General features: G+C 49.3%; 15 protein-coding genes. 6 read left to right on the top strand and 9 right to left on the bottom strand.

From position 1 onward, the window contains the following. Nucleotides 1-22: 22 nt before the first annotated feature. The 4 genes from P159_RS0115530 to moaC (P159_RS0115515) all read right to left on the bottom strand — a co-directional run bounded on the left by P159_RS0115530 (nucleotide 23) and on the right by moaC (P159_RS0115515) (nucleotide 3,751). Nucleotides 23-784, bottom strand: a complete 762-nt coding sequence (locus tag P159_RS0115530) for a TPM domain-containing protein (RefSeq protein WP_029545525.1) — start codon at nucleotides 782-784, stop codon at nucleotides 23-25. 12 nt (nucleotides 785-796) lie between these two features. Then, complete coding sequence (locus P159_RS0115525) at nucleotides 797-1,915, bottom strand: hypothetical protein (RefSeq protein WP_029545523.1); 1,119 nt, start codon at nucleotides 1,913-1,915, stop codon at nucleotides 797-799. Between the two features lie 12 nt (nucleotides 1,916-1,927). Then, complete coding sequence (locus P159_RS0115520) at nucleotides 1,928-3,199, bottom strand: SPFH domain-containing protein (RefSeq protein WP_029545521.1); 1,272 nt, start codon at nucleotides 3,197-3,199, stop codon at nucleotides 1,928-1,930. A 168-nt stretch (nucleotides 3,200-3,367) separates the two neighbouring features. Then, nucleotides 3,368-3,751, bottom strand: a complete 384-nt coding sequence (gene moaC / locus P159_RS0115515; RefSeq protein ID WP_349254365.1) for a cyclic pyranopterin monophosphate synthase MoaC — start codon at nucleotides 3,749-3,751, stop codon at nucleotides 3,368-3,370. Between the two features lie 368 nt (nucleotides 3,752-4,119). On the opposite strand from moaC (P159_RS0115515), the gene P159_RS0115505 reads away from it, so the two are divergent. The 6 genes from P159_RS0115505 (at nucleotide 4,120) to P159_RS0115480 (ending at nucleotide 12,201) form a co-directional block, all read left to right on the top strand. Next, the gene (locus tag P159_RS0115505; protein ID WP_029545517.1) at nucleotides 4,120-6,456 is read left to right on the top strand and encodes a DEAD/DEAH box helicase family protein; all 2,337 of its coding nucleotides are present in this window, start codon (nucleotides 4,120-4,122) and stop codon (nucleotides 6,454-6,456) included. 4 nt (nucleotides 6,457-6,460) lie between these two features. Beyond that, nucleotides 6,461-7,927 (top strand): class I SAM-dependent DNA methyltransferase, encoded by a 1,467-nt coding sequence (locus P159_RS0115500; RefSeq protein WP_029545515.1) that lies wholly within the window; start codon nucleotides 6,461-6,463, stop codon nucleotides 7,925-7,927. Between the two features lie 118 nt (nucleotides 7,928-8,045). Then, a complete protein-coding gene (locus P159_RS0115495) occupies nucleotides 8,046-9,170 on the top strand; it encodes an ImmA/IrrE family metallo-endopeptidase (RefSeq protein WP_029545513.1) in 1,125 nt (374 codons plus the stop codon). A gap of 2 nt (nucleotides 9,171-9,172) precedes the next feature. After that, nucleotides 9,173-9,685 carry a DUF4411 family protein gene (locus P159_RS0115490; RefSeq protein WP_029545511.1) on the top strand — a complete coding sequence of 171 codons (513 nt, stop codon included), beginning with the start codon at nucleotides 9,173-9,175 and terminating at the stop codon, nucleotides 9,683-9,685. 77 nt (nucleotides 9,686-9,762) lie between these two features. Continuing rightward, nucleotides 9,763-11,169, top strand: coding sequence for a restriction endonuclease subunit S (locus P159_RS0115485; protein WP_185753767.1), 1,407 nt, complete (start codon nucleotides 9,763-9,765; stop codon nucleotides 11,167-11,169). Nucleotides 11,170-11,238: 69 nt separating this feature from the next. Next, on the top strand, nucleotides 11,239-12,201 hold the full coding sequence (locus P159_RS0115480; protein WP_185753766.1) for an AbiH family protein: 963 nt from the start codon (nucleotides 11,239-11,241) through the stop codon (nucleotides 12,199-12,201). A gap of 25 nt (nucleotides 12,202-12,226) precedes the next feature. Here P159_RS0115480 and P159_RS0115475 read toward each other — a convergent pair whose 3' ends face one another. From P159_RS0115475 to moaA, 5 genes are all read right to left on the bottom strand, one after another. After that, entirely contained in the window at nucleotides 12,227-13,600 is a 1,374-nt protein-coding gene (locus tag P159_RS0115475) for a transposase (RefSeq protein ID WP_029545505.1), read from the bottom strand. Nucleotides 13,601-13,938: 338 nt separating this feature from the next. After that, nucleotides 13,939-14,442 carry a cyclic pyranopterin monophosphate synthase MoaC gene (gene moaC / locus P159_RS0115470; protein WP_029540351.1) on the bottom strand — a complete coding sequence of 168 codons (504 nt, stop codon included), beginning with the start codon at nucleotides 14,440-14,442 and terminating at the stop codon, nucleotides 13,939-13,941. Further along, nucleotides 14,418-15,509, bottom strand: a complete 1,092-nt coding sequence (mobB, locus tag P159_RS0115465) for a molybdopterin-guanine dinucleotide biosynthesis protein B (RefSeq protein WP_029545503.1) — start codon at nucleotides 15,507-15,509, stop codon at nucleotides 14,418-14,420. The genes moaC (P159_RS0115470) and mobB overlap by 25 nt, the downstream gene beginning before the upstream one ends. A 3-nt stretch (nucleotides 15,510-15,512) precedes the next feature. Further along, complete coding sequence (locus tag P159_RS0115460) at nucleotides 15,513-16,445, bottom strand: MOSC domain-containing protein (protein ID WP_029545502.1); 933 nt, start codon at nucleotides 16,443-16,445, stop codon at nucleotides 15,513-15,515. Between the two features lies 1 nt (nucleotide 16,446). Continuing rightward, nucleotides 16,447-17,433, bottom strand: a complete 987-nt coding sequence (gene moaA / locus P159_RS0115455) for a GTP 3',8-cyclase MoaA (RefSeq protein WP_029545500.1) — start codon at nucleotides 17,431-17,433, stop codon at nucleotides 16,447-16,449. Between the last annotated feature and the right edge of the window lies 1 nt (nucleotide 17,434).

Here is a 17,434-nt window from a genome sequence, read left to right as displayed (position 1 = left end):
GGCTTTTCTAATGGCATTTGGATCAGAATTTTCCTCCTCCGCCGCCGTGGCTGCCGCCGCCACCGCCGCCGGAGCTTTTCTTTGGCTTGGGGCGGCGGGTTTCGGTGGTGTAGAGGAAGGTGTCGTTGTTTTCCGTGAGGCTTACGCTGCCGTCTTCCAGATAGGCATCTGCTGAGGGGGCGTAGGCCACATTGCTCATCATGCCTTCAAGGCCGCTCTTGACCAGGAGGGCGGCAAGAATGCCTAAGGCAATGGCTATGACCAGGGCCAGGGGACTGAATTCGTTGTAGGGGGCGTAGGGCTCCCCTTCCCGCTCGTAGTAGGCGAGCATTTCATCTGTGCCGTCTACGTAGGCATCAAAGGCACCGTAGAAGTCATTGTCCTTCAGATGGGGCAGGAAGGCTTCTTTCAGATGGGGGAAACCGCCGTCATCGGTGATGATGGTGCGCATGACGCTGTCCGTGGATACATGGTAGTCGCGGCTGTCCATGGCCAGGAGCAGCACGATGCTGCCGTTCTTGCCGCCGGCATACTGCTTATCAAGGATGCTGTTGGCAGTCTTGCCCGGGGGTGCCCCCTTCAGGGATTTCATGGTGACGATGCCGATTTTCACTTGATGGGCATCTTCCACCTGCTTGATTTTCTGCTCCAGTGCTGCTTTCTGCTCTGCCTTGAGAAGCTTGGCTCCGTCCTGGACAGAGGCGGCAAAGGCCGCCGTCATGGTCAACAGGAGGCAGAGCAGGAGGGCAGAGAGCATAGCGGATACTCTAGCAAGTCTTTTCATCTTCACGCCTCCTCATTCTGCCAGCACTTCTGTCAGGAGATACTTGGCTATATAGTAGAACAGGGGCGTGGTTAGAGCAAAGACCAGCAGGCTGTAGAGCAGGGATTTTTTCTTGTCAATGGGCAGGCTGCCCACGGTTTTCCCTGTCTGGCCGTTCATCATGAAGGTGTAGGGCTGATCCTGGTATTTCGTGGTGAGTATCCACACCGGGGCCATGGCATAAGACACAGCGCCTTCCTCCTTGAAGACGGAGGAGGTATTGCAGTTCACGGAGTCATAGCCTGTGACGGTGTCTGCCAGCACGCCCACAGCGCTTTCCTCTACCCGCTTGTCTGCCCTGGGCACAGAAGCATCTGCATCCACATCGTACTTATCTGCCAGGAAGCCAGTCATATAGGTCTGGGTGAAGGGCACCATTTCCTTGTAGTCGAAAGGCTCGATGCTCTCCATGTAATCATCGTCCATCTTCTCGCTGCCGTCCACGGGAATGTTTGCAAAGCTCATTTTCCCCGCCCGGTTGCACTCGTAGTGGCGGGTGATAGTGACAATCTCATCACTGGTCTCGAAAGTGTTGTCCGTGGTGGCATGGAAGCTGGCGTGGGCATCGACTTTGGCATCAAAGAGCCAGAAGGGCACGTACATGGGCTGGATTTTTTCCAGCTTGTTGGCACTGTCAAAGCCCGAGGGCAGGAGAGGCTTGCCTTTGTAGAATTCCTTCAGGGAGGCGAGGGCCTCCTCTTTGGTTTTCTTGAAGGGTATGATGTAATCCGGCCTGAGAGTGCCAGAGAACTTCTGGGGCACCATGGTGGGGTTGCCACAGTAGGCGCACTGGGTGGACATGGTGTTCATATCCGCCACAATCTCCGCTCCGCAGGAGGAACAAACCAGGCTGCGCAGGTTGGCAGTGTCTTCTTCGCTCCACTCACTGCCGGCCTGTTGGGTTTCCCATTTCTTGTCCTCCAGGTCGGCCAGGGCAGCGGCTCTTTCCTCTGCCTGACGGTAGAGTTCCTCGATGGTTTCCGTCTGGAACTCTGTGCCGCAGTATTCGCAAGTGATTGTTTCCTTGCCAGGCTGGTAGGAGAGCGGGGCACTGCAGTTAGGGCATTTGTAATTTACCGCAGATTCTGCCATAGAGCCCCCTCCTTACGGTCTGGGGCTGCCGCAATTGGAACAGAATTTGCCCTTGTTCACGGTGCCGCAGGAGCAGGTCCAGTCCCCGGCAGGTTTGGGCTTGCCGCACTCGGCGCAGAACTTGCCCGTATTCACAGCACCGCAGGAGCAGGTCCAGCTGGTGTTTTCGGGGCGGGGCTTGCCGCACTCAGCGCAGAATTTGCCCGTGTTGCCTGTGTGGCCGCAGGCGCAGGCCCAGCCGCCGGCAGCAGGCTGGGCAGGGGCTGCAGGAGCCTGGGCATTGCCCATTTTGTAAAGGTCTTCGGCCCTGACGCCGCCAGCTCCAGCCGCCATATTCATGCCCATGAAGCCGATGGCGGCGCCGCCTGCGTTATTGGCAGCGTCCTGCATGGCGGCAGCCTGGGAACCTACCATGTGGGCTGCGGCCATGGTGGGATTGCGGAAGGCGGCGTTGCGCTGGAGCTCCTTGATCATCTGCTGGTCTTCTTCGCTGATGCTCACGTTGCTGACGCCGAAGGAGACGATTTCAATGCCCCGCAGTTCGCCCCATTTCTTGCTGAGCACATCATTGAGGGCATCGGCAATCTCCTGGGTGTGGGCGGGCAGTTCGCTGTAGCGGATGTCCAGGGCTGCAATCTTGGCCATGGCAGGCTGCAGGGCTGTCATGAGCTCGGATTTCAGCTGGCTGTCGATTTTGTCACGGGAATACACGCCTTCTATATTGCCACAGACGTTCTTATAGAACAGCAGGGGATTCTTCAGCTGGTAGCTGTACTCGCCGAAACATCTGAGGGAAATGTCAATGTCCAGGCCCACGTTCCTGTCCACCACCCGGAAGGGAATGGGGGTGGGGGTGCCGTACTTGTTGCCCATGATTTCCTTAGTATTGAAGTAATAGACCCGCTGATCCGTGGAGGCTTCCCCGCCGAATTTGACACGGTTCAGGAATTCGTCAAAGACCTTCTTGGCACTGTCACCAAGGCTGCCTTCGAAGATGGTGGGCTGAGTGGCAGAATCGAAGATGAACTCGCCAGGCTCGGCGCAGACTTCTATGACTTCACCCTGCTCCACGATCATCATGCACTGGCCGCTGTTCACAGTGATGACTGAGCCGTTGGAAATCACATTGTCGCTGCCGTCCGTGTTGCTGCTGCGCTTGCCTGTGCGTTTCTGTCCCTTGGCAGCCAGAATGTCCTCGCTCAGGCTGTCACAGTAAAAGAATTCTTTCCATTGATCAGCCAGCACGCCGCCAGCGGCGCCAGTCACAGCTTTGATAAGTCCCATAGTGTATTCCTCCTTGCTGAATGCGAATGCAATTGAAGTCTTACATACCTCATCATATATTCACTAAAGGCGGGGGGAATTCCTGCCTGGGGGAGCTATTAGGCAAGATTTATACCAAAAACGGCAAATCCATGCTTGGGAATTTTTCAGGCATGGATTTGCCGTTTGCTATGTGCGCTTGTAATGGCCGCTTTTGCCGCCGCTTTTTTCTTCCAGATGGATGTCTGTGATTTCCATGCTTTTGTCCAGGGCCTTGCACATATCGTAGATGGTGAGAAGCGCTGTGCTGACGGCGGTGAGGGCTTCCATTTCCACCCCGGTTCGCCCGGTGATCTTGGCGGTGGCGGCAGCTTTCACGGCACATTCCTCCGGCAGCAGGGTGAAGTCTACGCTGACGGCGGTGAGGGGCAGGGGGTGGCAGAGGGGGATGAGGTCGGAGGTCTTCTTGGCTCCCATAATGCCTGCCAGCCGGGCTACCCCCAGCACATCGCCATTCCTGGCAGTGCCGCTGGTTGCCTGTTTTTTCTGATACCTGTCATTGGCTGGATTTATATTTTGCAGGCAAAGTCCTGAATTTTTGCCAAATATTTCAGTCCAGGGCACGCCTTTCCAACAGGATGTTTGGGAGTTGCTCCTAATCATTCCCTATGGACGGACAACCAGCTATGGGGATATGGCAACTGAGATTGGCAAAAGGCGGCAGAAAGAAAAATGTCCGCCCAGGCAGTGGGCGTAGTAGTGGAGCATAATCCTATAGGTATAATTATTCCCCCGCCATTGGGCAGGATGGCAGTCTTACTGGTTATGGGGGGGCTTTTGCGGAAGGAATGGCTGCTGAAGGTGGAACAAGGCGTGAAAAAATAGGGCTTTAATGGTAAAATAAAAGTAAAATGTTTCCAAGTCACAAGGACGGTGAGAACATGGGCAAGAAAAGTCTTACCGAAGAGGATATCAAGCTTCGCTACATCACCCCCGCTATCACGGCCAAGTGGAAGGTGGAGCATATCTTCATGGAGAAGAAAATCACTGATGGCAGGGTGAATATTAAGGGCAACATGGCTGTCCGTGAGAATCCCAAGAAAGCTGACTATGTGCTCTGCTACCGTGGCTACTATCCTTTGGCTATCGTGGAGGCTAAGGATAATAAGCAGCTTCCCTCCTTCGGTCTGCAGCAGGCCAAGACATACTGCCAGATGATGGATGTGAAGTTTGCCTATAGCTCCAACGGTGATGAGTTTGTAGAGTTCGATTTCCTGACGGGGCAGGAGCGCAGTCTGCCTCTTGCTGACTTTCCTTCTGAGGATGAGCTATGGGAGAGGCTGGAGCGCGAAGTCAAGCTCTCAACAGAAGAGATTCAGATAATCAACCAGCCCTTCTATACAGGCAAGAACTCTCCCAGATATTATCAGCAGGTGGCTATTGACCGGACCTTGGATGCCATTGCTCGGGGACAGCAGCGTCTCCTTTTGGTTATGGCCACCGGCACTGGCAAGACTTTCACAGCCTTCCAGATAGTCTATCGCCTCATCAAGAGCAATCTGAAGAAGAAAATCCTCTACCTGGCTGACCGCAATATCCTTGTTGACCAGTCCATCATTCAGGACTTCAATCCTCTGGCTAAAGTCATCCATAAGGTAGACTTCTCAAAGGACAAGCCTGCGCAGATCTCGGCCTATCAGGTATACTTCGCCCTTTATCAGCAGATGGTAGGCAATGATGACGTGCCGCATTTTCAGGAGCTGTTTGAGCCGGAGTTCTTCGACCTCATCATTGTAGATGAGTGCCACCGTGGATCTGCCAAAGAAGAAAGCCAGTGGCGCAGGGTACTGGAATACTTCCAGACAGCTACCCAGATAGGCATGACCGCTACGCCCAAGGAGACGAAGTATGTATCCAGCACCAATTACTTCGGGGATCCGGTCTACACCTACAGCCTCAACCAGGGCATCAATGATGGCTTCCTGGCTCCCTTCCGAGTCATTGAGCCGCGCATGAATGTCAGTGATGGCTGGCGCCCTATCAAGGGACAGCTGGATTATTACGGCCAGGAGATTCCTGACCGTATATATAACAACACTGACTATGACTACAACATCGTGCTGGAAGACCGCATACGCGAGGTGGCTGCCCAGATAACCGAATACTTAAAGGCCACTGACAGGATGGCCAAGACCATTGTTTTCTGTGCCAGTGAAGATGCTGCTGAGAGAATGCGGGCAGAACTTGCCAGGCAGAATGCAGATATGCTGGCCCTGAACCCTGATTATGTGGTGCGTATCACCGGCAGCGATGTCTATGGCAAGAGCAAGCTGAACTATTTCATCTCTGTCAGGGAGAGGTTCCCTGTTATAGCTACCACATCGGAACTGCTCTCTACTGGCGTGGATGCGAAGATGACCAAGGTTATCGCCATTGACAAGAGCATTGCTTCCATGACCCTCTTCAAGCAAATCGTGGGCCGTGGCACCCGCATCCGCGAGGAAGCAGGGAAGACCAACTTTACAATCATTGACTTCCGGGGCGTGACCCGTCTCTTTGCTGATCCAGCCTGGGATGGCCCCATTGAGAGAGTACCAGGATTTACACCAGGACAGGTTAAGGAGCCGCCTGCTACATATGGGCCCGAAGGGCCTCAAGGCACGGATGGCCCCGAAGAACCGAAAGAGCCACGCATAGTACCCTTTGTGCGGCCTGATGGCTGCAAGGTAGTTACCGTGAACAAGACCATCTCGATTTATGATCCGGGTGGAAAGCTTTTGAAGCAGGAAAACATCATTGACTACACCAAGGCGAATATCCTGGGCCAGTATGGCGACCTGGCGAAGTTTATCCGCACCTGGTCAGAGGCAGACAAAAAAGAAGCCATTGGCGAGGCGTTGGCTTCACAGGGAATAAGCCTGGAGAAGCTCAAGCATGACATGAACATGGATGAAGTGGACGACTATGACTTCATCTGCCATGTAGCCTACGACCAGAAGCCCCTCACCCGCAGGGAAAGAGCCGAAGGCGTGAAGAAACGTGACTTCCTGCACAGGTTCAAGGATGCAGCAAGGGAAGTGCTGGAAATCCTTCTGGATAAGTATATGAACCTTGGCATCAAGGAAATAGAGACTACGACTGTGCTCAAGCTGGCAGAATTTCAGAAGTTTGGCACACCGGGCAATATAGCCAAGCTCTTTGGCGGCAACAAGGGCTATAAAGAGACCGTCAGAGAATTAGCAAAAGAGATATACAAGAATGAAGATAAGGCAGGTTAAGTAAATGGCAGGAAATTTAGGAGGCCTCGTCAAGAGGCTGCAGGACATCATGCGTCAGGATGCGGGGATTAACGGTGATGCTCAGCGCATAGAGCAGATTGTCTGGATGCTCTTCCTCAAGGTCTACAGTGCTAAGGAAGAAGAATGGGAACTCGACGATGAAGATTATGTCTCCATCATACCCGAGGAATACCGTTGGCAGAATTGGGCCCATGAGGAAAAACAGGGAGATGGTCTCACCGGCGAGGACCTGCTGGACTTTGTAAACGATATGTTCAAGGCCTTCAAGGAGCTGGAAGTAACCTCTGAAACGCCCCTCAAGAAGTCTATCGTGAAGACTGTCTTCGAGGACACCAACCAGTACATGAAGGATGGTGTTCTGCTTCGGCAGATGGCCAACGAGCTGGACGCTATCCAGCTGAGTCAGTATGAGGAAATCCATGCCCTGGGGGATATTTACGAAACCATACTCAAAGACCTGCAGTCAGCTGGCCATGCTGGCGAGTTTTACACGCCCCGTGCTGTGACGGACTTCATGGCAAAGATGATAGAGCCGAAGCTGGGTGAAAAGATGGCAGACTTTGCCTGTGGCACCGGTGGCTTCATTACCAGCTGGTTAAAAGAGCTTGAACCGCAGATACAGACTACTGAGGACAGGAAGAGTTTCAGCCAGTCTGTCTATGGCATAGAGAAGAAGCAGTTCCCTTATATGCTGGCCATCACCAACCTGCTCCTGCATGACATTGACGAGCCAAGAATCTTCCATGACAACAGCCTGGCTTACAACGTGCTGGACTACACGGAGAAAGATTCCTTCGATAAGATCCTTATGAATCCACCCTACGGGGGAAGCGAAGGGGAAGCCATCAAGAACAACTTCCCGGAAGATCTGGCTGACTCCGAGACCGCTGACCTCTTTATGAGCGTCATCATGTACCGCTTGAAGAAAAACGGACGGGCTGCCGTGGTGTTGCCAGATGGCTTCCTCTTTGGCACCGACAACACCAAGACTGCTATCAAGAAGAAGCTCATGAGCGAGTTCAACCTGCATACCATCATCCGGCTGCCCGGCAGCGTCTTTGCTCCCTACACCAGCATCACCACCAACCTGCTGTTCTTTGATAACACCGAACCTACCAAGGAAGTCTGGTTCTACCGTCTGGATATGCCAGAGGGCTACAAGCACTTCTCCAAGACCAAGCCCATGAAGCTGGAGCACTTCCAGCCCGTTATGGACTGGTGGAAGAATCGGGAGGAGATAGAGGTGGAAGGCTGGTCCAAGGCTAAGCGCTACACTGCCGAAGAGATCCAGGAAGGTGGCTACAACCTCGATCTCTGTGGCTTCCCCCATGAGGAAGAAGAAATCCTGGATCCGCTCGACCTGATACAGAGCTACCAGGAGCACCGCAAAGAATTGAATGCAGAGATTGACAGGGTATTGGGGGAGATAACAGCAAGACTTGAGAATTGATGGGAATAGTTGCAGGATTTTTAGTGACAAGAGAGAAGTTAAGCGTAGTTGTAGATAGGACGCATAGAGTTTTTAGCAAAGAATATGTTGCAGGCCAAAAGATTAAGGGGGTGAGGGCATGACAGTGGCTCGAGTAAATATCAATCCTGATGTACTGATGTGGGCTATAGAATATAGCCAGAGAGGATTGGAGGCTTTTTCTGAAAAATTCCCTAAGCTAACTAAGTGGTTGGAAAAAAGTGAGCGGCCTACTGTTAAACAGTTGGAGGACATGGCAAAGTTTGCTTATGTTCCTTTTGGCTATTTGATGCTGTCTGAAAAACCTGATATTCCCATAAGGAAAATATCTGATTTTCGTACTCTCCAAAATCAAGGCTTTATTGCAAGTGATGAATACAGCGCTGCTTTGCGTGATACTATAAACATTGTTCGTAGTCGTCAGGAATGGTTGATTGATTATAAAAAAGATAAAGATTACGCTCCTGTAGCATTTATAGGTAGCATAGATAGAAATATGTCCGATGATGATATTGTAAATCATATAAACAAAGTATTGGAAATACCAACAAATTGGCGTACTAAGATAAGCAGCAGAGCTAATGCCTTACGTTTTTTTGTTGATATTCTTGAAAGTAAAGGAATTGTAATTTTTATCAATGGAGTAGTGGGCAATGATACCCATCGTCCTTTGAGTGTGAGTGAGTTTCGCGGCTTTGCTTTAGCAGATAAAATGGCACCTGTGATTTTTATCAATGGTGCAGATGCTATAGCAGCCAGGATATTTACTTTGTTCCATGAGGTGGTACATTTATTTTTAGGTCAAGATGGCCTTGATGACCGCACTGAACCTTTTTGTAATAGAATCGCCGCTAAATTATTAGTGCCAGAAGATTTGTTTGATAAGGGCTGGCAGAAATATGCTCATGATTTTGAGCAGTTAGAGAAATTCTTTAAGGTGAGCCAGCTTGTCCTTTTTAGGGCAGCTTTGACTTATAACAAAATAGATGAAAAAGAATATGCTAGGTTGGTTAAATTATATGAGAGTACGCATAAGAGAATCTCTATGACAGGTAGTGGAGGAGATTTTTATAATGTTGCACCATATCGTGTAGGGCGTGGTTTTTGTCGGTATGTGAACGAAGCGATTAATTCGGGAGCTTTGACTTATACGGAGGCATATAACTTGCTGGGCGTTAAGGGAAAAACCTTTGCTGAAGTAATGAGAAGGGCAAAGGAGGGATAATCATGAGTTATTTGCTTGATACAAATACATTTATAACTGCAAAGAATACATTTTATGCTTATGATATTGTTCCTACCTTTTGGCGTAAGCTGTTGGATAGGTTTCAGGTTGGTACAGTTAAAGTTATAGATGCTGTAGCTACGGAAGTACTCTCTGGTAATGATGAGTTAACAGATTGGTTTCGCAAAAATATACAAAAGGCAGAAGATTTTTATAACCAATCTTATGTTATTAACGCTAAATATGACGAAAAAGTTGTTGCGAAGTACCAAGCTATAGCAAATAAGATATATAATAATCCGCAATATGATGAATCAAACAAGCAAAAATTTTTAACAGTAGCTGACCCGTGGATTGTGGCAGCAGCTTGTGTATATGATGATACTGTTGTGACGTTCGAGACAATGGCGGGGGCAAATAGCAGAAAGATTAAAATTCCTGATGTTTGTCAGCAGATGGACGTGCATTGCGTGAACTTGTATGAAATGATGAGAAACACTGAGATTAAAATATAAAGGATGGACATAACGCAGTGATGACACCACAGCAATTAAAGAATAGCATACTTCAAAGGGCCATAGAGGGGAGACTGGTGGAACAAAGACCAGAGGAAGGAACCGCCAAAGAACTGCTCAAGGAGATACAGGCGGAGAAGGCGCAGTTGATCAAGGAAGGAAAAATCAAGAAAAGCAAGACATTGCCGCCTATCACTGAGGAAGAGAAGCCCTTTGATATTCCTGAGGGGTGGGAGTGGGCAAGGTTGGTCGATATATGTTGGACAATAGTTGATTGTCCACATTCTACGCCTAAGTATGTACAATACAAAACTGACTATGCTGGTATAGATACGAATTGCATTGATGAGAATGGAAACATAAAACAATGGAGATATGTTCTCCAAGATGATTATGAAAAGCGAATAACCCGCCTTACCCCTGAGTGTGGCGATATTGTATTAACTCGTGAGGGTTCAATAGGGCGAGCTGCGATTTTACCAGTTGGCATGAATATCTGTTTAGGTCAAAGAGTAATGCTACTTCGACCAGCTGATATAGAAACCAAATACTTAAGATGGTTTCTTATGTCTCCCGATACCTTAACGCGACTAACAGCTAAACAAAAGGGGTTAGGTGCCAAACATATTAATGTATCAGATATATGCCAAATAACAGTTCCGTGCCCTCCTTTAGCAGAGCAACAGCGCATTGTAGCCAAAATCGAAGAAATCCTGCCCCTTATCGACAAATATGATAAAGCTTACACCAAGCTGACCGACTTCAACACCCGCTTCCCGGAGGCCATGAAGAAAAGCCTGCTCCAGTACGCCATCCAGGGCAAGCTGGTGGAGCAGCGCGCCAATGAGGGCACAGCCCAAGAGCTCATCAAAGACATACAGGCAGAGAAGAAGCGGCTCATAGCCGAGAAGAAAATCAAGAAGCCCAAGGCACTGCCACCTATCACAGAAGAGGAAATCCCCTTCGATATACCGGAAGGGTGGGAGTGGGTACGACTGGGAGATATTTGTACCTATGATCAGACAAAGGAAAAGATTTCCAAGGAAGAAATCTTGCCTGATATGTGGTCACTGGATATGGAGGATATAGAAAAAGGTAGCGGAAAGATTATTAATGTAGAGAAGGCTGGCAATAGGAAAATAGCGGGGGATAAAGTTGTTTTCCATAAGGGAGATATTCTCTATAGTAAGTTGCGTCCCTATCTACAAAAGATACTCATTGCTCCAGCAGATGGGATCTGTACCTCGGAATTGGTGCCGTTCCAGTGCTATGGCGAAGTGAATAATAGTTATATAACATGGTTGTTAAGATCACCTTATATAAATCAGATTGTTAATACATCTTCGTATGGGGTCAAAATGCCAAGAGTAGGAAAAGATACTATGGTAAATATTTTAGTTCCACTACCGCCTCTATTGGAGCAGTTCCGTATTGTAGAAAAGATAGAAGAGTTGATGCCATTCTGTGATGATTTAATGAAATAGCAATAAGACCTGCCAGGAACTTTAGGCAGGTCTTATTGAAAAATGAGTAGTGAAAAAGGATGGATGATTTTGATTACATTAGTAGTGGGAAATGGATTTGATTTAGAGCACGGATTGCCAACGCAATACAAAGATTTTTTGAAGTTTTTGGGAGTGCTTAAAAAATTAAAAGGTATTACAAGTTTAAGTGGATATAAGGATGATGTAGATTTAGGATCAAAATTCAAGGATTTAGCAACAAGTGATGGGCTGAATGCTGAATTGGTAAATGTTGCAACAGAGTGGATATGTGAAGATGTTAATGCATCGATGGAATTTATGTTGTCGGTTGAAGCGAATGAATGGGTGGGATATTTTCAAACAATTTATGAAGAAAATAAGATAAGGGGGGAGAGGTGGATTGATTTTGAAAATGAGATATCGAAAGTTGTTAAAAGGTTAGAAGAGGAGACGCATTTTCTTGTTAAAGAGAAGGAGTTTTTTTATAAAAATGGTTTAATAAAAGAATTTATGAAGAAAAGAAATAACTATACTGTTGGATATAAGAGTAAGTTTGTAGAACGCCTTGTTAAAGAAATGGATGATTTTACATCATTCTTAGAAAAATATATTTCTTTGATTGAAAAAATAAAGCTTAACCATACGTCGTATGATATAGAGGATATTTCGATAAAGGTAGATAATCTTATTAGCTTTAATTACACCGATACATTTAGAAGAAAATATAGCAAAAGTGTAAATGTTGATTTTGTGCACGGAAAAGTGAATGAAAATAATATGATATTAGGAACAGAAGAAACTATAGAAAATAAAGATGAGATTAGTAAAAAATTACTATGTATAAGATTTAAGAAATATTTCCAAAGAATATATAAGAGAACAGGCTTAGAGTATAAGAGGTTTCTTTCAAAAATGGAAAAAGGAAAAAATATAGCATACTTCTTTGGTCATTCGTTATCAATAAATGATGGAGATATTATAAAACTCAAACTTCGCACAAACGAAACAGGCCAGCACCTATGTGCGGTGTAGAGCCATGACTCCTAGAAAGTCTGCCTCATGCACAACGTTTCAAACACTTGTTCCATAAATTCGGCAGATTTTCCAAGAACAAATCGAGCATCATGTCCAGTTCCTTTTCCATAAAAAACGTCTTTCCCTTTACCTTAGCAATAAGTTCTTTTAAGAGCAACACCAAGGCATCGAGATAACGCAGATCCTGCAATTCGTCATAAGCGAGATAGAATAGCTCACCTATGCTCCGTTTATCGACATTCCGGCGCTGCTCTAGTGACAACATCATATACCTTGCAAATACAACGGATACATGTGATGTCATTGCATCATAAGACAGAGCGTGGCTTTCTTTCCCAAGTTTCAGGAATGACTTGCATATCTTGAAGAAAACCTCGATATTCCAGCGCTTTCCATAAGTCTGGATGATGTCTTCCTCAGACAAACAGGTATCTGTGGATACCAAGATTAGATAGTCCTTGGGGTTGCTTCTGTTCCTAACGAAAACGAGTTTGACTGGCAGAGTTTTTCCGTCCTTTACCACCGCCGCCTCTACTGAAAGCAGATACTTTGAGCAACCAGGACGCTTTTTAGACTGGCGAAATATTGCCATTACACTCTTCATGCGTTCGTCATGAAGGAAATGACTGTTTTCAGACTTTTTTACCATAGCAATGGCATCGAAGCCGAGTTCCTTGACTTGAACAAGGGAAGACGGTGAACAGAACCAGGTGTCAAAAAGAACGTAGCGGGCTGGAATCTCCATAGATTTTGCCTCAGCCAAGAGCTTCTGCATAACAACGGTAGCCTTAGTCTGTGCCAGCTTGCGCTGTTTCCCGCCGTTGCTACGCGAGTCGATCTTATCCGAAGACTCCTGCAGCCGATTGACACGATTGGCAGATGAAAGCAGACAGTGGCTGAGTGGCAGAAACGAATTCCCATCACTCCAGCCGAGAGTCAGCATGCGGAACCCCCGCGTATACTTGTGCTCGACGTGGTCAAACACCTTGGCAAGCAGCTCCACATTCTTGGAACGTGCCCTGCTTAACAAGGAGTCATCGATGATAAGCACGTTGCGCCGGTTTTCATTGGTAAGAGGTACAATTTTTTGAATGATGGATTTACCAAGCTGCAGAGTGAATTTGCGCCAGTTGACACAACTGGAATTCATGAAACGGTAAAAGGTATCTTTAGCAAAGGGAATAACAGATGAATCCATCTTTTCCTGCTGATAAAAGGACTTGTTGCGAAAGGCATTCTCGAATGCAACCTTAAACACATTGCTTACAGAGAAACCGCGAACCTTATAGGCATTGCAGACCTTGAGTATCTTGCCAACATGGAATTCTTCCAGGAAACAAGATATTTTTGAAGAAAGTTGTTCACCAAAGATATGATTCTGTGATACAATGTTCATGGCATAAGCCCTCCGTTTATGTTATGATTGCTGTCACTTTCATTATACAAAACGGAGAGAGCTTATGCTATTTTTTTAGGAAATGGTACAAGTCGAATGATTTGGCAGTTTCACAACTGCGAAGTTTGAGTTATAAAATATATCGTGGATAGACATGATAGAAGTGTATTCTTTTATCATGATGAAAAGCAACATGCTGAACAAATAGCAAATTTAGTATTGATATTTGGAAAAGATAGAGTTATAGAAGCTGCAAATACAAATTTTGAATTTAGGAAACAGAATCATGGTAAGGAGGGGAAGAAATAGTAATTTTTTCTGTCTTTGGCAGTATTCTGCTATATGCGCCTGTAATGCCCGCTCTTGCCGCCGCTTTTTTCTTCCAGGTGGATATCTGTGATTTCCATGCCCTTGTCCAGAGCCTTGCACATATCGTAGATGGTGAGGAGGGCGGTGCTGACGGCGGTGAGGGCTTCCATTTCCACCCCGGTACGTCCGGTGATCTTGGCGGTGGCGGCAGCCTTCACGGCGCATTCCTCCGGCAGCAGGGTGAAGTCTACGCTGACGCCGGTGAGGGGCAGGGGATGGCAGAGGGGGATGAGGTCGGAGGTCTTCTTTGCTCCCATAATGCCTGCCAGCCGGGCTACCCCCAGCACATCGCCCTTCCTGGCAGTGCCATTGGTGATGGCTTCGTAAACCTGGGGGCTGACCTTTATCTTGCCTGTGGCCGTGGCAATCCTGAGGGTTTCTGCCTTGGGGCTTACATCAACCATGTGGGCCTGGCCGCTGGCATCGAAGTGGTTGAGTTTTGGTTCATCTATCGTCCCATCAGAAAGAGACATGATTCCACCGCCTTTTCTATGTCGTTCAGATTGTATTCGTAAATCGCAGCTGCTTCTGCATGTGGCTCAGAAGTGAATATGGCGGCCACATCTTCTCCCACAAGGGGAGTGCCCTTGCCCCGCCAGAGGGAAAGGGCGGGCAGGGTGCCATGGCTGCGGCTCTCTGTGAGGAGCAGGTCGATGCCCTCCATCTTGTTGGCAACAGATTCAAAGCCAGCCCGCTGCTCAGTCTTTTGGGTAATGAACCAGCCCTGCGGTGATATCACCGCTACGCTTTCTGCGCCTGCCTGTGAGAAGCGGCAACTGTCCTTGCCCTCCATATCCAGATTGAAGCCGTGGCTGTCGCTTTTGATCACTCCTGCTCTTATGCCTCTTTCCCTGAGGCGGGGCAGGAGTTTTTCTATGAAGGTGGTCTTGCCGGTGCCGGAGGCGGGGGCGGTGATGGCGATAACAGGTACTTTGCGTTTGAGATTGGCAAACCTGCCTTGTGCCAGCCGCCAGTCGGCGGGGGTGTTGATATTGAAGAAATGAGAAGGTGAGCCTGCATATTCCCGCTGGCTGCAGGGGAAGGATTCAAGCACCTGCCGGATTTTCCTTACGTCACCATGGAGGGCTCTTTGGAAACAGGTGGCAGTTTTCTGGTGATAGAAAGCTGCCAAGGGCTGAAGCCTGCCCTTGGCTACAGGCAAAAGGGCAAGTTCGCTGGTTGGGAGAGTGGCTCCGAAACGGCACAGTTCTTCCAAGTCCAGGAAAGGCATGTCTCCTGCGATGGCCAGAGCCCATGATTTCGTTATGGAAGCAAGCCCCCGGGCAAGGCCGGACACGGGACCAAGCCCCTGCGTCTCGTCAAAGAGCAGGGCAACCCTATATTTTCCTGCCAGTTCCGTGAGGAAGGGGGAGGGGGCTTCGGCACAAAGGAAGACTTCCTTGAAGACGGATTTTTTGCCCTGGGCCAGAGTGTATTCCAGCAGGGAGGAGTCACCAAGTTTCAGTTGCCGCTTGTCAGTGCCCAGCCGGGAACTTTTGCCCCCGGCTATTATCAGGAGTGAGAGGTCATTTGGGTTCATACATTATTTCCTCGCACATTCCCCTGTCTCTCCCCGCAGGATTTCTATGCCGTGGGCAAGGCTGGGGAGAATGAACCCCAGGCATTCTTCTACGGCCTTGGGGCTGCCGGGCAGGTTGACAATCAGGCTTCTTTTATGGATGCCGGCGGCGGCGCGGCTCAGCATGGCCCGGGGGGTGATCTTCAGGGAAAGGGCCCGCATGGCTTCGGGAATGCCGGGGGCCAGGCGTTCGCAGACCTCCAGGGTGGCCTCCGGAGTTACGTCCCGGGGGGAGAAGCCTGTGCCGCCGGTGGTGAGAATGAGGCCTACCCCCATATCTGCGTATTCCCGCATCTTGGCGGCCAGTTCTTCCTGTTCGTCTGGCAGGATGACCCTGTGGACTTTGGTGTAGCCTGCTTCCTTCAGCATGGCTTCGGCCTTGTCGCCGCTCTTGTCCTCCCGCTCCCCCTTGGAGCCTTTGTCGCTGGCGGTGATGACGGCTGCTTCCAGAGGAAGCTTTTCTTCGGTGATGGCAAGTGTGTCTCCTGCCTTCAGTTTGCCTCCGTGCAGCACTCTGGCGAAAACGCCTTTTCTCGGCATAATGCAGTCGCCCACCCGCTTGAAAATCTCGCAGTGGCTGTGGCATTTCTTGCCTATCTGGGTAATCTCGAAGAAGACGTCTCCGGCCTTCAGCCGCGTGCCCACGGGCAGCTGGTCGAAGGCAATGCCCTCTGCCACGATATTTTCCCCAAAGTCTCCGAATTCCACCTCACCACCCCGGCGGCGGAAGTCTTCTATTTCCTCAAGGGCCAGGAAGCTTACCTGCCGATGCCAGCTGCCGGCGTGGGCATCGCCCTTGATACCGTGTTCCGTGATAAATAATGCTTCTGCTACAGGTCGCTTGATGGTGCCCTTCTTTTCGCTCATGCAGATTGCCTTGATATTGCCTGTGCTCATGTTAGCCTCCTACCTGATACATATAGCGGCTGTCCCGCTCCCTTTGTTCAATGGCTGAGAAAAGATGCTCTGCCGGCTTTTTCCTGGCTGCATTGGCAATGGCTTCAATCAGATCTTCATCAGTGATGCCATTGCGGAGAAGTGTCCGCAGATCCAGCCCTGCGGAACTGTGCAGGCAGAGCTTCAGGAAACCTTCGGCGGTGAGACGCAGGCGGTTGCAGGAAGAGCAGAATTTATGCTCCATGGCGTCTATGAAGCCAAGCTTGCCCTTGAAACCAGCAGGCCTGACATACTCGGCAGGACCCCAGAGGCTTTCCCGGGCCTTGGCTTCCTGCAATGTGCCGAAGGAGCTTTGCAGGATTTGCCGCACTTCTGCCATGGGGATGCGTTCCAGTCCTGCTTCATAGGCACAGCCCACGGGCATCAGCTCTATGAAACGCACGTTGATTTCTTCGTTTCTTGCCATTTCTGCCAGTTGGGGGATATCTGCCTCGTTTATGCCCCGCAGGGGGACGCAGTTGATCCTGGTATGACGGAAGCCTGCTTCTTTCAGTGCCTTCAAGCCTTCCCTGACAGCGGGCAGATCCCGGCGGCGGGTGAGGCGGAAAAAGGCGGTCTCGTCCAGGGTGTCCAGGCTGACATTGATATAATCAAGGCCCGCTGCCTTGAGTTTTTCTGCCATCTGGGGCAGCAGCACCCCATTGGTGGTGAGGACCACAATCTCTATGCCGGGGATGCACTTGATTTCTTTTATCAAGTCAAGGATGCCTGCCCGCACCAGTGGCTCGCCTCCCGTCAGGCGGATTTTCCTGGCGCCAAGTTTGGCGAAGCAGCGCACCAGCCGCAGGATTTCCTCGTAGGAGAGTATGTCCTCATGGCGCAGCTTGGGCACGCCTTCCTCCGGCATGCAGTAGCGGCAGCGAAGGTTGCAGAGGTCTGTGACGGAAATGCGCACATATTCGATGCGCCTGCCTAAGTTATCGTACATA

The sequence above is a fragment of the Selenomonas sp. AB3002 genome (assembly GCF_000702545.1).
Taxonomy (GTDB): Bacteria; Bacillota; Negativicutes; order Selenomonadales; family Selenomonadaceae; genus Selenomonas_B; species Selenomonas_B ruminantium_A.
Note: the sequence above shows the minus strand (reverse complement) of the source record. Positions and strands in the feature narration are given on the sequence as shown.